Origin of the sequence: Streptomyces sp. NPDC047043 (assembly GCF_040644055.1) — a bacterium.
In the GTDB taxonomy this organism is placed as follows: Bacteria; Actinomycetota; Actinomycetes; order Streptomycetales; family Streptomycetaceae; genus Streptomyces.
The window spans coordinates 82610-98863 of sequence record NZ_JBEYVO010000002.1 but is presented as its reverse complement, the minus strand read 5'-3'; the positions used below and the strand labels follow the sequence as shown (position 1 = coordinate 98863).

Genomic DNA, 16254 nt, shown 5'->3' with positions numbered 1-16254 from the left:
GCGACGCCCCTTTCGAGTGCGCGGTGTCTCCTTCGACGTCGGCGCAGCCCCCGCGCATCAGCGGCGTCCCTTCGGCAGGCCGAGCAGCCGCTCGGCGATGATGTCCCGCTGGATCTCGTTCGTGCCCGCGTAGACCGGGCCGGCGAGGGAGAAGACATAGCCCTCGGCCCAGTCCGAGTCCGCCAACTCGCCCTCCCCGTCCAGGAGATCGAGCGCCGTCTCGTGCAGCGCGATGTCGTACTCCGACCAGAACACCTTGTTCAGGCTGGACTCCGGGCCGAGCGCGTCGCCGTCCAGGAAGCGGGAGGCCGCCGCGTAGGTGAAGAGCTGGTACGCGCGAGCGCCGATCAGGGCGTCGGCCACCTGGTCGTGCGCGTGCTGCGGACTCCCTTGCTCCTTCCAGAGGTTGAGCAACCGGTCCGCCGCCGCGAGGAAACGGCCGGGGGCGCGCAGCATCAGCCCCCGCTCGTTCCCCGCCGTCGACATCGCTATCCGCCAGCCCCCGCCGGGCTCGCCGATCACGTCCTCGTCCGGCACGAACACCTCGTCCAGGAAGAGTTCCGCGAATGCGGGTTTCCCGTCGAGGCGGCCTATCGGGCGGACCGTGACGCCGGGCGCGCGCAGGTCGAACATCAGGTATGTCAGGCCCTGGTGGGGCTTCGGCGCCTCCGGGTCGCTGCGGAACAGGCCGAAGGCACGGTCGGCGAACGCGGCCCGCGACGACCAGGTCTTCTGCCCGCTCAGCAGCCAGCCGCCCGCCGTGCGTACCGCCCTGGATCTGAGGGAGGCCAGGTCGGACCCGGCCTCGGGCTCCGACCACGCCTGCGCCCAGACCACCTCGCCGCTCGCCATCGGCGGCAGCACGCGGGCTCGCTGCTCCTCCGTGCCGTGGTCGAAGAGGGTCGGTGCGAGCAGGCTGATCCCGTTCTGGCCGACGCGGCCGGGTGCGCCCGCCGCCCAGTACTCCTCCTCGAAGGCCAGCCAACCGAGCAGGCCCGCGTCCCTCCCGCCGTACTCCGTGGGCCAGTTGACGACCGACCAGCGCTCCGCGGCCAGCTCGGCCTCCCAGGCGCGATGGGCCGCGAAGCCCTCCGCGGTCTCCAGGGACGGCAGCGGGTCGGCGGGCACATGCGCGGCGAGCCAGGCCCGGGCCTCGGCGCGGAAGGCCTCGTCGGCGGCGGAGTGATTGAGGTCCACGGTCGTCACCCTCCTTCCCTAACAAGTGTTTGGTAGATTAGCGTGGTGCCATGACAACGGTCGAGACTCCGGCCCCGGTTCCCGGTCACGGGCTGCTGAAAGGCCGCACCGCCGTCATCACCGCGGCGGCGGGGGCGGGCATCGGCGGCGCGACCGCACGGCGCTTCCTCGAGGAGGGCGCGCGCGTGCTCATCAGCGATGCGCACATGCGGCGGCTCAAGGAGTACGAGGCCGAACTGGCCGGCGAGTTCGGCGCGCAGGCGGTGGGCGCGGTGGCGTGCGACGTGACCGACGAGGCACAGGTGCGGGAGCTCTTCGACACGGCCGTGCGGGAGCACGGGCGGCTGGACATGGTCGTCAACAACGCAGGTCTGGGCGGCACTTCGGATCTCGTCGACATGAGCGACGAGCAGTGGTCGAAGGTCCTGGACGTGACGTTGAACGGCACGTTCCGGTGCGTACGGGCGGCGCTGCGGCACTTCCGAACGGACGGGCGGGGCGGCGTGATCGTCAACAACGCCTCCGTCGTCGGCTGGCGCGCCCAGGCCGGACAGGCGCACTACGCCGCCGCGAAGGCGGGCGTGATGGCGCTGACCCGGTGCGCGGCGATCGAGGCGGCCGCATACGGGGTGCGGGTCAACGCCGTCTCGCCGAGCCTCGCCATGCACCCGCACCTGGTGAAGGTGACGACGCCCGAGCTGCTGGAGGAACTGACCGCGCGCGAGGCCTTCGGGCGCTACGCCGAGCCCTGGGAGGTGGCCAACGTGATCGTGTTCCTGGCGTCGGGCTACTCCTCGTACATGACCGGAGAGGTCGTCTCCGTCAGCAGCCAGCATGCGTAGGACGACTCATGCGTAGGACGACAATGGAACCGTGCCGACCAAGAAGAAGCCCCAGGTGACCGCCGCGCCCGCGCGCCGCCGCGAACTCCTCGAGACCGCCGCCGAGGTCTTCGCCGAGCAGGGCTACAACGCCACCACCGTACGCAAGATCGCGGACCACGCGGGCATGCTCGCGGGCAGCCTCTACTACCACTTCGACTCCAAGGAATCGATGCTGGAGGAGATCCTGCGCACCTTCCTCGACGAGCTCTGGGGCGGCTACGACACCGTCCTGGACTCCGAGCTCGGACCGCGGGAGACCCTGGAGGCGCTGGTCACGGAGTCGTTCCGGGAGATCGACCGGCACCGCGCCGCCGTCGCGATCTACCAGAAGGAGAGCAAGCAGCTGGTGGCGCAGGAGCGGTTCGCGTTCCTCGCCGAGTCGCAGCGCAAGTTCGAGAAGGCGTGGCTGTCCACGCTGGAGCGCGGGGTCGCCGCCCGGGTGTTCCGGGCCGACCTCGACGTCCGCCTCACCTACCGGTTCGTGCGCGACACCGTGTGGGTGGCCGCGTCCTGGTACCGGCCCGGTGGACAGCACAGCCCGGAGGAGATCGCCCGGCAGTACCTGTCGATGGTGCTGGACGGGATCGCCGTACGCACATAACCCATCGGGGAGTCTGGGGAGTTGCCATGGCCGAGGCCTACATCGTCGAAGCGGTCCGTACGCCCGTCGGGCGACGCCGGGGCGGGCTGAGCGGGGTCCACCCGGCCGACCTCGGCGCGCATGTGCTCAAGGAACTGGTCGCACGCTCCGGCGTGGACCCGGCGGCCGTCGAGGACGTCGTGTTCGGCTGTCTGGACACGGTGGGCCCGCAGGCCGGGGACATCGCGCGGACCTGCTGGCTGGCGGCCGGGCTGCCCGAGGAGGTGCCGGGCGTGACGATCGACCGGCAGTGCGGCTCCTCGCAGCAGGCCGTGCACTTCGCGGCGCAGGGCGTGCTGTCGGGCACCCAGGACCTGGTGGTCGCGGGCGGCGTCCAGAACATGTCGCAGATCCCGATCGCCTTCGCGACCCGCCAGGCCGCCGAGCCCCTCGGATTCACCGCGGGTCCCTTCGCCGGCAGCGAGGGCTGGCGCGCGCGGTACGGGGACCAGCCGGTGAACCAGTTCGTCGGTGCCGAGATGATCGCCGCGAAGTGGGGGATCAGCCGTCAGGACCAGGAGGAGTTCGCGCTGCGGTCGCACCGGCGGGCGCTGCGGGCCATCGACGAGGGCCGCTTCGACCGCGAGACCGTGCCCTACGGCGAGGTCACCGTCGACGAGGGACCGCGCCGGGACACCTCCCTGGAGAAGATGGCCGGGCTCAAGCCGGTCCTCGACGGCGGGACCGTCACCGCCGCCTGCTCCTCACAGGTCTCCGACGGCGCGGCCGCGATGCTGCTGGCCTCGGAGCGGGCGGTGCGCGAGCACGGTCTGACGCCCCGCGCACGCGTCCACCACCTCTCCGTGCGCGGCGAGGACCCCATCCGCATGCTCTCCGCACCGATACCGGCCACCGCCCACGCCCTGAAGAAGACCGGCCTGACCATCGACGACATCGACCTCGTCGAGATCAACGAGGCCTTCGCGCCGGTCGTCCTGGCCTGGCTGAAGGAGACCGGCGCCGACCCCGGGAAGGTCAACGTCAACGGCGGCGCCATCGCCCTCGGCCACCCGCTGGGCGCGACCGGCGTCAAGCTCATGACCACCCTGCTGCACGAACTGGAGCGCACCGGCGGCCGGTTCGGACTGCAGACCATGTGCGAGGGCGGCGGCCAGGCCAACGTGACGATCATCGAGCGGGTCTGACGGCGACGGCGGCACGGCCACCCACTTCGGCGGACGGAGTCCGGCGCAGGCTCCCGAAGCCTGGGAGGCCTCCATGGGCCGAGCGGTGCGAGGGGGCCGTGGGGGATGCCGAGCCACCGCCGCCCCCGCCTCCTGAAACGCCTTGTCCGGCAAGGGTTCCAGCACATCCACCGTCAACTTCACCCGCACCAGCTGCGGCTCGACCCGCACACTCCCGGCACCGAAAACTCCCCCACGCTCGGCTTCGCTCGCGCGGGCGGTACCCCCATTCGCCCCCAGGGCTCTCTGATCGTCTCCGTCATGCGCGCATTGAAGCACCGCCCGCCGACAGCGCGCCGACGATTTCCGCTGCCTCGGCCATCACCCGCGCCACCAGCTCCGCGCACGACGGCAGGTCCTCGATGACCCCCGCGACCTGTCCGGACGCCATCACCCCGAGGTCCGAACGGCCGTCCACCATGGCCGACTTCAGCAGCATCGGGGTGTTCGCGGCGAGAAGCACCTGACTCCAGGACAGCTCCTTGCCGTGCTTCATGGCGAGCCCGTCGCGCACCATCTGCCGCCAGGTGAGGCCGGACAGCTTCCGGAACCCCGCCGCCCGGCGGACGGCGTGCAGCAGAGCCCTCGCGCGAGAGGAGTTCTCCAGGGCGTCCACCAGGTCCGTACGCAGCATGCGGTGCGGCAGCCCGTCCACCGCCGTCGTCACGGTGACGTCCCTGACCGTGGCCGCCAGGTATCTGGCCTTCACCGCGTCCGGCACCGTCGAGTCGGAGGTGAGCAGGAACCGTGTGCCCATCGCGATCCCGGCCGCCCCGTACGCCAGCGCCGCGACCAGCCCCCGTCCGTCGAAGAAGCCGCCCGCAGCCACGACCGGTATGCCGACGGCGTCCACCACCTGCGGCAACAGCACCGTCGTCGCCACCTCACCGGTGTGCCCGCCACCCTCACCGCCCTGCACGATCACGGCGTCCGCGCCCCAGGCCGCGACCTTCTCGGCGTGCCGCCGGGCGCCTATGGAGGGGATGACGACCACGCCGGCCTCCTTCAGCTCCGCGATCAGCTCGGGGGAGGGGGCGAGGGCGAAGGAGGCGACCCGGACGCCCTCGTCGATGATCAGGCGGACCCGGTCGTGCGCGTCGCCCGCGTCCGCACGGAGGTTGACCCCGAACGGCGCGTCCGTACGGGACTTCACCTCCCGTATCGCCTCGCGCAGCCGGTCGACGGTCATCGTCGCGGAGGCCAGGATGCCGAGCGCGCCCGCGTTCGCGGTCGCCGAGACCAGGCGCGGGCCGGCCACCCAGCCCATGCCCGTCTGCACGATCGGATGGCGGACCCCGACCAGCCGGGTCAGCGCCGTCTCCATCACGAACCGACCTCCCTGGCACGGGAGTCGACCGGATCGATGACCTCCCGGATCAGCCGCAGCTCCTCGGCTGTGGGGTCGCGCGTCGGCCGCACCTCGTCCGGGACGACCAGGTCGAAGCCGGTCGCCTCCCGCACCTCGTCGACGGTCACCCCCGGGTGCAGGGAGGCCAGCCGCATCGAGTGGTCGGGGGTCGCGAAGTCGAAGGCGCCCAGGTCGGAGACGACACGCGGGATGCGGTGGAAGCGGGCCGTGTCCGGATGGGCGGCCGCGTGGTCGTAGCCGACTCCGCACACCATGTCGACCTTCTCGACGAACACCCGCCGGGAGTGTCTCGGCACCCAGTAACTGGTCGGATTGTTCAGGGTGTTGACCGGCGCACCTCGCACCCCGAGCAACTGCCGCTTCGGCCGCTCCCAGTCGCCGATGCACGAGATGTTCTGGTTGCCGAACCGGTCGATCTGGCTCGCGCCCATCATCACGTGCCGCCGGCCGCTGGAGACCAGGGTCAGATGCTGTCGGTACGGCAGCCAGCCCTCGGGTGTCCCGTCCGGGCGGACGAGCATCGCCTCGCCGTCGGTCAGCAGCAGGTCCGGGGAGAAGGTGAGCCGGGCCAGCCGCGCTCCCACCGACGGGATCAGGCCCATCGGGCTCGCCAGGATCTCACCGGCGTCGCGCCAGGCCTCGGCGCAGGCGATCACGCAGTACTCGGCGCGGGTGGGCGCGCGTGGTGGGGCGCCGGTCATCGCTGCTCCCCCTGCCAGGCCTGGACGGCGGACCGGTAGTCCTGTTCGTCCCCGTCCAGGAAGCGGGCCGCGAACTCCGGCCAGGGCGTGGACGCGTACTGCTTCTGGAAGGCCTCGTCCCTGCCGTAGTCCGGCGCGCAGGACGTGAAGTGCGCGCCGTTCGGGGCCTCGACGACACCGGTGACCGTGTGCCGCTTGACGAGCAAGGTCTGCGGTGCCGCCTCCTTCGTCAACTCGGCCGTGTCGACGATCCGTTCGCACGAGACGAACGCCGCGTCCGCCGCCTCGCAGAACAGGTCGTCGAAGTACGGGTCCGGGCCCAGATACTGCCCGTTGCCCAGCCGGTCGGCACGGCCCACGTGCACCAGCGCCGCATCCAGCCGCAGGGCGGGCACGGCGACGAACGTCTCCCCGTCCTCGTACGGCGAAGTGACCGTCCTGAGGTTGGGGTTGACCCGCATCACGTCCGATCCGATCCCGGCCCGCACCGGCAGGAACGGCAGCCGGTTCGCCGCCGCGTGCAGCCCCCACATGAACATCGCCTCGTCCAGCTCCGTCAGCTCGAGGGCGCCGCGCTCGCGGGCCGCCCGGTAGTGCGGTTCGAGCGGGATCGAGTCGAGGGTGACGAAGGCCGTCACCAGCTTCCGCACCCGCCCGGCCGCCGCGAGCATGCCGACGTCCGGGCCGCCGTACGAGACGACCGTGAGGTCGCTGACGTCCGACCGTAACAGCGCTCTGACCAGGGCCATCGGCTTGCGGCGCGAACCCCAGCCGCCGATGCCGAGGGTCATGCCGCTCTCCAGGCGGGAGACGGCCTCCTCGGCGGTCATCGTCTTGTCGCTCACCTATGCGCCCTCCTTCCCTTCCTGTCCGGCGGACCCGAACCTGTTCCGGACCCGGTCGGCCACCCCGACCGCGCCCGCCTCGTACGTGAACCCCTGCTCGAAGCGGTAGCTGCGGCGCACGTCGACAGGGTCGATGCCGTTGATGGCGGACTTGGCGAGACGGATCAGCTCGCCGTCCTTGGCTGCTATCTCCCGCGCCAACTCCAGTGCGGCGGCGAAGAGTTCGCCCCGCGGGACCACGCGCCACACCGAGCCGTGCGCGTGCAGCTCGGCTGCGGTCGCCGTGCGCGAGGTGTAGTACAGCGCCCGCATCAGGTGCTGCGGGACCAGCCGGGCCAGATGCGTGGCCGCGCCCAGGGCGCCCCGGTCCAGCTCCGGCAGGCCGAAGGTGGCGTCCTCGCTCGCCACGATCACGTCCGCGTTCCCCACCAGCCCGATGCCCCCGCCCAGGCAGAACCCCTGCACCGCCGCCACCACCGGCACCTCGCACTCGTACACCGCCGCGAAGGCCTCGAAGCAGCCGCGGTTGGCGCCCACCAGTGCGCTCGAACCCTGCGCCTGTATCTCCTTGATGTCCACGCCCGCGTTGAACCCCCGCCCCTCGGCGGTCAGCACCACGCACCGCACCCGCGGATCGCGGCCCGCCGCGCGCACGGCGTCGGCCAGGGCGAACCAGCCCTGCACCGGCAGTGCGTTCACCGGCGGGAAGTCGACCGTGACGAGGGAGATCCCCTCCTGCGGGGACGAGACGGAAATCCCCTTTTCCGGGGACGAGGTGGAGACACCCATGGGCGCATCAGCTACCTTTCCAACCAACGCCTTTCCACCAAACATTTGTTAGGTGTGAGGCTTCGAAGCTAGCAGCCGTCGGATCGGAGCGGGAAGCCCTGTGGATAACTTGCGCCGGCCGCAGCTGAGCGGCAGGACCGTCGTCGTCACCGGCGGCACCCGGGGCGTCGGCGCCGGGATCGCGAAGGCCTTCGCCGAGGCCGGCGCGAAGGTCGTCGCCTGTGCGCGCAGACCGCCCGAAGCACCGCCCGACGGCGTGGAGTTCGCCCCTCTCGACCTGCGCGACCCGCCCGCCGTACGCGCCTTCTTCGCCGCGCTGCCCCGGCTCGACGTCCTCGTCAACAACGCGGGCGGCGGGCCCTACCGGCTGCTGGCCGACGCGGACGCCGAGCGCCATGCACGGGTCGTGGAGCTGAATCTCCTTGCTCCGCTGACCGCTTCCCTCGCCGCATACGAGCACCTCAGGCGGGCGAAGGGCGCCGTCGTGATGATCGGCAGCGTCAGCGGCAGCCGTCCCTCGCCCGGTTCGGCGGCGTACGGGGCGGCCAAGGCCGGCCTGGAGAACCTCGCCCGCTCGATGGCCGTGGAGTGGGCGCCGGAGGTCCGCGTCAACACGCTGGTCGTCGGCATGGTCCGCACCGAGCTGGCCCACCTCCACTACGGCGGGGAGGACGGCATCGAGGCCGTCGCGCGCACGGTGCCGCTCGGCCGGCTGGCCACACCGGCCGACGTCGGCGCGGCCGCCGTGTTCCTCGCCTCCGACGCGGCCGCGTACATCAGCGGCGCGAGCCTGCTGGTGCACGGGGGAGGGGAGCGCCCGGCGTTCCTGGATGCGGCAACGGCCAACAAGGAGGCCTGAGATGAGCGGAATCTGCGACGGGCGGGTCGTCGTCGTCACCGGTGCCGGCCGCGGGCTCGGGCGCGCGCACGCGCTCGCGTTCGCGGCGGAGGGCGCGCGGGTTGTCGTGAACGACCTGGGGGTCGGGCTGGACGGGGTGCCGGGGGCCGGCAGTCCGGCGGAGGCCGTCGTCGCCGAGATCCGCGCGGCGGGCGGCGAGGCGCTCGCCCACGGCGGCGACATCGCGACCACCGAAGGAGCGTCCTCCCTGGTGACGGCCGCCCTGGAGACGTACGGCCGGCTCGACACCCTGGTCAACAACGCCGGGTTCCTGCGCGACCGGATGCTGGTCAACCTCGACGAGGACGACTGGGACGCAGTCCTGCGCGTCCACCTCAAGGGCCACTTCCTGCCGCTGAAGCACGCCGCCGCACACTGGCGGGCCGAGGCCAAGGCGGGCCGCACACCGGTGGCCCGGATCGTCAACACCAGTAGCGGAGCAGGGCTGTTGGGGTCGGTCGGGCAGGGGAACTACAGCGCCGCGAAGGCCGCCATCGTCGGGCTGACGCTCGTCGCCGCGGCCGAACTCGCCCGCTACGGCGTCCAGGTCAACGCGATCGCACCCGCGGCCCGCACGCGCATGACGGAACGCACCTTCGCCGAGACGATGACGGCACCCGCGACCGGCTTCGACGCGATGGCCCCCGAGAACGTGTCGCCGTTGGTCGTCTGGCTGGGCTCCGCGGCGAGCGCGGGTGTGACGGGCCGGGTCTTCGAGGCGGAGGGCGGCCGGATCACGGTCATGGAGGGCTGGCGCCCGGGACCGAGCGCCGACAAGGGGGCCCGGTGGAGCCCGGGGGAGGCGGGCGAGACGGCCCTGAAACTGCTCGCGGAGGCCGAGGTTCCGGGGGCGGTGTACGGGGCCTGAGCGCGCTCAGTCGGTGAGGCGGGCGGCGGCCTTGCGCTGCTGCTCCGTCATCGTCTGCAGAAAGCGGATCGCGATGTCCAGCTCGTCCGTGCTGAACTCCTCGCACGCCTTGGTGATTTCGCGCGCCCACTCCTCGAAGAACGCGAAGAGATGGGCGATCTTCTCCCGGTTCAGCTCGACGAGCACGCGCCGCTTGTCCGTGGGGTGCTTGACCCGGCGTACGAAACCCTTGCCCTCCAGGCGGTCGACCAGCCCGGTGACGGACGCGGGCGCAAGGCCGGTCCGCTCGGAGAGGTCCTTCGCGGTGAGCGGGCCGTAACGCTCCAGGAGGTCGAGGGCCTTCTCCTCCGTGGTGTTCAGGCCCTGCTTGGCGGCCACCGCGGAATGGAACATCACCGTCATCCCGCTGTGCTCCCGGCCCACCGTGAACAGCCGCAGCAGCGTTTCGGCCCGCCGCTTGTCGTCCCACGGGACGACCGCCTCGAGGTTGGGCACCGGGCTCGGACCCGTCGCCTCTTCCTCGCGCCCGGGTCCCTGCTCCGTCTCGCTCCTGCTCATGAGGCCAGCCTAGCAAATATTTCGTTCGGTCGAACTAACTACTTGCGATCAGAGGTCGGTCGATGCAAGTCTTTCGTTAGGCCGAACGAAATAAATCCGGGCCGATGGATCCGGGACCCACGAATCCGGAACCGACGAATCCGAGCCAACGGGAGACCCCATGTCGACGACCCTTGCCGCGTCCCCGCCCACCGCGGCGGACCCGTATCCGCGCCGCTGGGCGGCCGCCGTCGTGATGATGATCGCGGCGCTGATGGACCTGCTGGACGTGACGATCGTGAACGTCGCGATCCCGTCCATCGGCCGTGACCTGCACGCCTCGCACACCGCACTGCAGTGGCTGGTCTCCGCCTACCTGCTGGGCTTCGCCGCCACGCTGATCGTCGCCGGGCACCTCGGGGACCGCCTCGGGCGCCGGGGCCTGTTCCTCGCCGGGACCGCGGGGTTCGGGCTGGCGAGTCTCGGGTGCGGACTCGCCCAGTCTCCTGGGCAGTTGATCGCCGCACGTGCCGTACAGGGTGTGATGGCCGCGGTGCTGATGCCGCAGGTGCTCGGATCGTTCCGCACACTGTTCCGGGGCAGGGAGCGCGGGGCCGCCTTCGGGATGTACGGGGCCGTCGCCGGCTTCGCCTCGGCGGTGGGGCTGCTGCTGGGCGGGCTGCTGACCGACGCCGATCTGTTCGGGTGGGGCTGGCGCTCGGTGTTCCTGGTCAACGTGCCCGTGGCGGTGGGGACGTTGGTGGCGGGGCTGGTGCTGGTGCCGTCGACCAAGGAGCGGGCGGCCGGGCGGCCGGACGTGTGGGGGAGCCTGGTGCTCGCGGGCGGACTGGTGGCGATCGTGCTGCCGCTCGTGCAGGGGCGGCAGAACGGGTGGCCGGTGTGGGGCTGGGTCTGCCTGGCCGGGGGTGTCTGCGCCGTCGTCGGGCTCGGGGTGTTCGAGGCGCGGCGGAGTGGGACGGGCACGGTGCCGCTGCTGCCGGCCGGGGCGTTCCGGTTGCCGGCGTTCTCGGTGGGGGTGCTGGTGCAGCTGCTGTTCTCCGTGAGCATGCAGGGGTTCTTCCTGGTCTTCGCGATCTGGCTGCAGGGGAGCGAGGGGTACACGCCGATGCAGGCCGGTGTGGTGACCGTGGCCTTCTCGGTCGGCGGATTCCTTACGGCGCCCGCCGCGGACGGGCTCGCGGTGCGGTTCGGGCGGCTGGTGCTCGGGTCCGGTGCGCTGATGATGGCGGGCGGGTTCGGCTGGGTGTGGGCGGCGGTGCACGACGCATCCGCCGTACACACCGGGGCGTGGCCGCTGGTGCCGGGACTGGTGATCGCGGGAGCCGGGCTGGGCTTCCTGGTGGTGCCGCTGGTGAACGTGGTGCTGTCCGCCGTGCCGGGCGAGCTGGCGGGCGGCGCGTCCGGGATCTTCTCCACGGCTCAGCAGTTCGGGGGAGCGGTGGGGGCGGCGGTCGTCGGGACCGTGTTCTTCGACCATGCGGCATCGGGGCTGACCGATGCGCTGGCGGCGGCGATGCCCTGGGTGACGGGCGGGTTCGTGGTGTGCGCGGCGCTGTGCGGGATGTTGCCGCGGCGGGCGGTCGCGGGTGACATGGGCGAGGGATGAGGCATACGGCGGTGTGAGGTGCGGGGCCCGGTGCGGGGCCCCGCACCGCTGCACTTCAGGTCGCTCAGGAGCTGCCCGGCAGGCTATGTGTCGCACTCCAGCACCGTCCGGCACAACCCGCACCGCGCGCGGACCCGCCCCCGTACGGGCACCCTGATCCGCTGATGGCAGGTGGGACACGGGAACGACACCCGAAGGGGACCCCGGCCGTCGGGCGTGAACGTGTACGGCGCCCCCGGGCGGGACGCGGCGCGGGCGTCCTGGGCGTGGCGGCGGTCGTGGGCGTAGCGGCGGCGGCCTGCCCAGCCCGCCGCCGTGAGCGGGGGCTGCTGCTCGTCGTGACGGGCCTGGGCCATGCCCTTCACATACGCCGTGTAGGCCTGCGGGCTGGTGAACCAGACGGCAGGGTCCTCGTTGAAGACCAGCGCGCGTTTGGCCAGGACGTAGCCGAACTCCTCCGGGGTGAGATAGCCCAGCTTCTGGGACGACGCAGCGTCCTCCCGGAACGCGTCCAGCAGCAGCCAGCCCGCGCCGAGGTACGTCGTCGCCGTGTCCGTGAGGATCTCGTTGTCGCGGGTGCCGGTAAAGGACAGGCCCAGGCGGTGCAGATAGACGTGCATGACCTCGTGGGCCAGCGCCGCACCGATGTCGCGCCGGTGGGTGCGGAAGCGGTCGTTCAGTTCGACGAAGTACTCGGGGCCCGCGGCGAGTTCGACGTTCGCGGCATGTGTCATCTCGCGGAAGCTGACGATCAGACGGGCGTCCGGGAGGCGGTAGTGGCGGACCAGCTCGCGGGCCACCCGCTGGGCGCCCAGATAGAGGTCGTCGGTGTCGCAGAACGCCACGTCCGCGGGCGCCACGCTGGTCGAGAACGTCTGGATGGTGTCGTACGACAGCCGTTTGTAGAGCGCGGTGATGGCGGCCCGCACCGTCTCCAGGTGTGGGTAGCCGTGCTCGACCGGTCCGCCGTTCGCCACGCCTGAACCCCCAAGACGCCCTGAACCCGATTCCACTCTACGGGGAGGTGAGCGGATTTTCGCTGGTCGGGTTCCATGGCCCCGGCGTGAGATCTGTCCTTGTCATGCACGCCACTTGATCTTCATACTGCGGGCCGCCGAACCCCCCACGAAAGGACATCCGTTGACCCATGTCACCCCTCGCGGACGCGGTCTGACGACGCTGAAGCGAGCCGCGGCCGCCGGTGCCGTCGCCCTCGCCGTCGCGAGCCTCGAGCCCGTCACCGCCCAGGCCGCGCCCGTGCCCGTCGTAGGTGGAACGCCCGCCGCGCAGAACGAGTTCCCGTTCATGGTCCATCTCTCGATGGGCTGCGGCGGCGCGCTCTACCAGAAGGACGTCGTGCTGACCGCCGCCCACTGCGTGCACGGCTCCGGCAACAACACCCGCATCACCGTCACCGCGGGCGTCAACGACCTCAACTCGTCCTCCGCGATCAAGGTCAGGTCGACCAAGGTCAAGCAGGCCCCCGGCTACGACGGCACCGGCAAGGACTGGGCGCTGATCAAGCTCGCCCGCCCGATCGACCTGCCCACCCTGAAGATCGCCGCGAACACGCGGTACAACCGGGGCGTCTTCACCGTCGCCGGCTGGGGCGACACCAAGGAGGACGGCGGCACCGGCTCGAACAAGCTGCTCAAGGCCACCGTCCCCTACGTCCCCGACAGCCAGTGCAAGTGGCACTACGGCAACCGGCTGACGCCCAAGGACGAACTGTGCGCCGGCTACCCGCAGGGCGGCGTCGACACCTGCCAGGGCGACTCCGGCGGCCCCATGTTCCGCAAGGACGACGCGGGCCGCTGGATCCAGGTCGGCATCGTCAGCTGGGGCGACGGCTGCGCCCGCCCGGGCGTGCCCGGCATCTACACCCAGGTCAGCACTTTCGCGAGCGCCATATCCCGGGCGGCGTCGGCCCTCTAGACGCCGCGCAGGCTCAGGGCCTTCGCCCCGGCCGGGGGCGCCTCCTCGAGCTCCAGCAGCCACACCTCGTTCGCGCCCTCCCGCAGTACCGGGCCCGGCACGTACAGGGACCGCTGCGGGCCCGCGGACCAGTAGCGGCCCGCGTTGAACCCGTTGACCCACGCGAATCCCCGGGTCCAGCCCGGCAGTTCGAGCAGCGCGTCCCCGGCGCCGTGCACCGCGACGGTGCCCCGGTACAGCCCCGGGGCGCCGTCCTCGCCGAGCGGCCGCAGGGCGAAGTCCCCGATGTCGTCCAGGGCGTCCAGACGCAGCCCACGCGCGCGTACGTCGTGCAGATACTGCCGCTCGTGCAGCAGACCCCCGGTGATGCCCTTGGGTTCACCGCTGCGCGGCCCGTAGTTGACCCTCCCCAGGGACTCCACCCACAGCTGCACGCACGCGTGCCCGGCGACCGGCTCCTTCAGCTGCTGGTCCTGTTCGGTGAGCACCCCGGCCCGCTGCCCGTCGACGTACACCACCGCCAGGTCCCGCAGCCCGCGCGCGATCAGCGGGTACGGCTGCCGCGGTCCGGGCACCGTCGCCTCGTAGCGCACGAGCCCGCGGTCCACGTCCAGTTCCTCGAAGGTGGGCGGCACGGGCGCCGACGTCTCCGGGCCGCCCCGCGTCTCCAGTACGACGTCCAGGGGCGCCCAGCCGGTCAGCCGCACCTCGGCCGGCGCGCCCAACCGCGCGGGTGCGGGCGGCGGTTCGGGCAGCGGGCCCTCGGCGTACGCGGCGAGCACCTCGCGCAGCCGCCAGAACTTGTCCGTTGGATTTCCGAACTCGTCGATCGGCGCGTCGTAGTCGTACGACGTCACGTCGGGCTGCAGCGGCCCCTCGTGCTGGGCGCCGCCGCCCCGGTTGGCGCCCGCCCAGCCGGCGAAGTTGGTGCCGCCGTGCGCCATGTAGAGGTTGACGGAGGCGCCGCACTCCAGGATCTCCCGCAGCGCGGCCGCGGCGTCCTCGGCGTCGCGGGTGATGTGCTCGCCGCCCCAGTGCTCGAACCAGCCGCACCAGAACTCCATGCACATCAGCGGGCCGTCCGCGCGGTGCCGGCGCAGCACCTCGAACGCCTCGCGCGCGCGGGAGCCGAAGTTCACCGTGGCGAGGACGCCCGGGATCGAGCCGCCGGTGAGCATGTGGTCCTCGGGGCCGTCCGAGGTGACCAGCGGGACGGTGACGCCCTGCTCACGCAGCAGTTCGGTCAGGAGGCGCAGGTACTCGGCGTCCGAGCCGTAGCTGCCGTACTCGTTCTCGGCCTGCACCATGATCACCGGGCCGCCGCGGTCGATCTGCCGGTCCACCACCTGGGGCAGCAGCGTGCCGAACCAGCGCCCCAGGTGCGCCAGGAACCGCTCGTCACGCGTACGCGCGCGCGTGCCCAGCTCGCCGGTCAGCCAGTGCGGCAGCCCGCCGTTCTCCCACTCGGCGCAGATGTACGGACCCGGACGCACGATCGCCCACAGGCCGGCCTCGCGGGCCGCGTCCAGGAAGCGGCCGAGGGCCTGTACGTCGTCGTAGGTGCCCGGCCTCGGCTCGTGCAGGTTCCACGGCACGTACGTCTCCACGCAGTTGAGGCCCATCGCCCGCAGCATCGCCAGCCGGTGGCCCCACTGCTGCTCGTGCACCCGGAAGTAGTGCAGCGCGCCGGACAGCAGCCGCACCGGCCGCCCGTCCAGCAGGAAGTCCCTCTCGCCCACCGTGAACTCGCTCATGCGGCAAGCCTCGCCTCTGGCGGTGATCACCGTCCATGGACAAAGATCGGCGCTGCTTGGACGAAAAACGAACCGGTCGAGGACGCAGACCGACCGGTCGTCGACGACGCCGGGAGGAGCGCGCCGATGTACCACACCTGGATGCGGTTCTTCACGCCCGGCCCGGCCCACCACCGGCTCGGCCTCGTCTGCCTCGGCGTCGGCCTGCAGTACGGCGCCCTGCCCACCGTCGGCCCCCGCACCCTCGACCACCACGTCGCCGTCGTCATCAACGCCGGCAGCGGCTGGTACCTGAGCCCCGACGGACGCCGTACGACCGTCACCGCGCCCGCACTGCTGTGGCTCACCCCCGGAGTGCCGCACCACTACGCACCCGACCCCGACGGCGGCTGGGACGAGGGGTTCGTCGACTTCGCCGGGCCCGCCACCGCCACGTACACCGAACTCGGCTACATCGAACCGGACCGCCCCGTGGTGCCCCTCTCGGACGCCACGGGCCCGCGCGGCGTCATCGGACGCATCGCGCGCGCCGCCCGCCGCGGCAACCCGCTGCTGGAAGTGGAGACCGGCGCAGCCGTCCACGAACTCCTCGTCGCCCTGCGCCGCGCCAGGGCCGACCTCGCCCCCGACGGCGACCCGGTCCTCAAGGCGCTCGCCCGTGACGCGTGCCTGCCGCTGTCGGTCGCCGACCACGCCGCCCGGCACGGCATGACCCCCGCGGAACTGCGCACCGCGGTCCGCCGCGGCGCCGGCTGCAGCCCCAAGGACTACCTGCTCGGCATCCGCCTCGGCCGCGCCAAGGAACTCCTCGCCGCCACCGAACTGCCCGTCGCCGCCGTCGCCCGCCGCGTCGGCTACGACGATCCGGCCTACTTCTCCCGCCTGTTCACCCGCCGCGTCGGCATGGCACCCGTGCGCTTCCGCGCCCAGCAGTACCGCGCCGTCCCCGGCGGCTGGAGCAACCAGGTCCCCGATCCGGACGATCCGCCCATGATCGAGCGCACCCCCGCCACGTAGGCTGGGCGT

At 72.0% G+C, this 16254-nt stretch carries 16 protein-coding genes; 8 read left to right on the top strand and 8 right to left on the bottom strand.

Features of this window, described 5'->3' with window-relative positions:
- Positions 1-57: 57 nt before the first annotated feature.
- Positions 58-1197 carry an acyl-CoA dehydrogenase family protein gene (locus tag ABZ880_RS03525; RefSeq protein WP_361256172.1) on the bottom strand — a complete coding sequence of 380 codons (1140 nt, stop codon included), beginning with the start codon at positions 1195-1197 and terminating at the stop codon, positions 58-60.
- A 50-nt stretch (positions 1198-1247) separates the two neighbouring features.
- Between ABZ880_RS03525 and ABZ880_RS03520 the strand changes: the two genes are divergently transcribed.
- Genes ABZ880_RS03520 through ABZ880_RS03510 form a run of 3 tightly spaced genes read left to right on the top strand, consistent with a single transcriptional unit; the run spans position 1248 to position 3866 of the window.
- Positions 1248-2039 carry an SDR family oxidoreductase gene (locus ABZ880_RS03520; protein ID WP_361256169.1) on the top strand — a complete coding sequence of 264 codons (792 nt, stop codon included), beginning with the start codon at positions 1248-1250 and terminating at the stop codon, positions 2037-2039.
- A gap of 31 nt (positions 2040-2070) precedes the next feature.
- A complete protein-coding gene (locus ABZ880_RS03515) occupies positions 2071-2682 on the top strand; it encodes a TetR/AcrR family transcriptional regulator (protein ID WP_361256166.1) in 612 nt (203 codons plus the stop codon).
- A 26-nt stretch (positions 2683-2708) separates the two neighbouring features.
- Complete coding sequence (locus ABZ880_RS03510; protein WP_361256163.1) at positions 2709-3866, top strand: acetyl-CoA C-acetyltransferase; 1158 nt, start codon at positions 2709-2711, stop codon at positions 3864-3866.
- A 298-nt stretch (positions 3867-4164) separates the two neighbouring features.
- Here ABZ880_RS03510 and ABZ880_RS03505 read toward each other — a convergent pair whose 3' ends face one another.
- Genes ABZ880_RS03505 through ABZ880_RS03490 form a run of 4 tightly spaced genes read right to left on the bottom strand, consistent with a single transcriptional unit; the run spans position 4165 to position 7609 of the window.
- On the bottom strand, positions 4165-5229 hold the full coding sequence (locus ABZ880_RS03505) for a nitronate monooxygenase (protein ID WP_361256161.1): 1065 nt from the start codon (positions 5227-5229) through the stop codon (positions 4165-4167).
- Positions 5229-5975, bottom strand: a complete 747-nt coding sequence (locus tag ABZ880_RS03500) for a CoA-transferase (protein ID WP_361256159.1) — start codon at positions 5973-5975, stop codon at positions 5229-5231. The genes ABZ880_RS03505 and ABZ880_RS03500 overlap by 1 nt, the downstream gene beginning before the upstream one ends.
- On the bottom strand, positions 5972-6820 hold the full coding sequence (locus tag ABZ880_RS03495) for a CoA-transferase (RefSeq protein WP_361256156.1): 849 nt from the start codon (positions 6818-6820) through the stop codon (positions 5972-5974). Before ABZ880_RS03495 ends, ABZ880_RS03500 begins: the two co-directional genes overlap by 4 nt.
- Positions 6821-7609 carry an enoyl-CoA hydratase family protein gene (locus tag ABZ880_RS03490; protein WP_361256152.1) on the bottom strand — a complete coding sequence of 263 codons (789 nt, stop codon included), beginning with the start codon at positions 7607-7609 and terminating at the stop codon, positions 6821-6823.
- Positions 7610-7709: 100 nt separating this feature from the next.
- Here ABZ880_RS03490 and ABZ880_RS03485 point away from each other — a divergent pair, with 100 nt between their 5' ends.
- Together ABZ880_RS03485 and ABZ880_RS03480 are read left to right on the top strand one after the other, a co-directional pair.
- The gene (locus tag ABZ880_RS03485; RefSeq protein ID WP_361256149.1) at positions 7710-8468 is read left to right on the top strand and encodes an SDR family oxidoreductase; all 759 of its coding nucleotides are present in this window, start codon (positions 7710-7712) and stop codon (positions 8466-8468) included.
- A 1-nt stretch (position 8469) separates the two neighbouring features.
- Positions 8470-9375, top strand: coding sequence for an SDR family oxidoreductase (locus ABZ880_RS03480; RefSeq protein ID WP_361256147.1), 906 nt, complete (start codon positions 8470-8472; stop codon positions 9373-9375).
- A 6-nt stretch (positions 9376-9381) separates the two neighbouring features.
- Here ABZ880_RS03480 and ABZ880_RS03475 read toward each other — a convergent pair whose 3' ends face one another.
- Positions 9382-9933, bottom strand: a complete 552-nt coding sequence (locus tag ABZ880_RS03475; protein ID WP_361256144.1) for a MarR family transcriptional regulator — start codon at positions 9931-9933, stop codon at positions 9382-9384.
- Positions 9934-10093: 160 nt separating this feature from the next.
- Between ABZ880_RS03475 and ABZ880_RS03470 the strand changes: the two genes are divergently transcribed.
- Positions 10094-11539 carry an MFS transporter gene (locus ABZ880_RS03470; RefSeq protein ID WP_361256141.1) on the top strand — a complete coding sequence of 482 codons (1446 nt, stop codon included), beginning with the start codon at positions 10094-10096 and terminating at the stop codon, positions 11537-11539.
- 83 nt (positions 11540-11622) lie between these two features.
- Here the strand turns inward: ABZ880_RS03470 and ABZ880_RS03465 are convergent, their stop codons facing one another.
- Positions 11623-12516, bottom strand: coding sequence for a hypothetical protein (locus tag ABZ880_RS03465; RefSeq protein ID WP_361256138.1), 894 nt, complete (start codon positions 12514-12516; stop codon positions 11623-11625).
- 163 nt (positions 12517-12679) lie between these two features.
- Here ABZ880_RS03465 and ABZ880_RS03460 point away from each other — a divergent pair, with 163 nt between their 5' ends.
- On the top strand, positions 12680-13474 hold the full coding sequence (locus ABZ880_RS03460; RefSeq protein ID WP_361256135.1) for a serine protease: 795 nt from the start codon (positions 12680-12682) through the stop codon (positions 13472-13474).
- Here ABZ880_RS03460 and ABZ880_RS03455 read toward each other — a convergent pair.
- Positions 13471-15228: a beta-galactosidase family protein gene (locus tag ABZ880_RS03455; RefSeq protein WP_361256133.1), complete on the bottom strand. Its 1758-nt coding sequence runs from the start codon at positions 15226-15228 to the stop codon at positions 13471-13473. The two genes, ABZ880_RS03460 and ABZ880_RS03455, sit on opposite strands and share 4 nt — an antisense overlap.
- A gap of 126 nt (positions 15229-15354) precedes the next feature.
- Between ABZ880_RS03455 and ABZ880_RS03450 the strand changes: the two genes are divergently transcribed.
- Positions 15355-16245 carry an AraC family transcriptional regulator gene (locus tag ABZ880_RS03450; RefSeq protein ID WP_361256130.1) on the top strand — a complete coding sequence of 297 codons (891 nt, stop codon included), beginning with the start codon at positions 15355-15357 and terminating at the stop codon, positions 16243-16245.
- Positions 16246-16254: the final 9 nt, after the last annotated feature.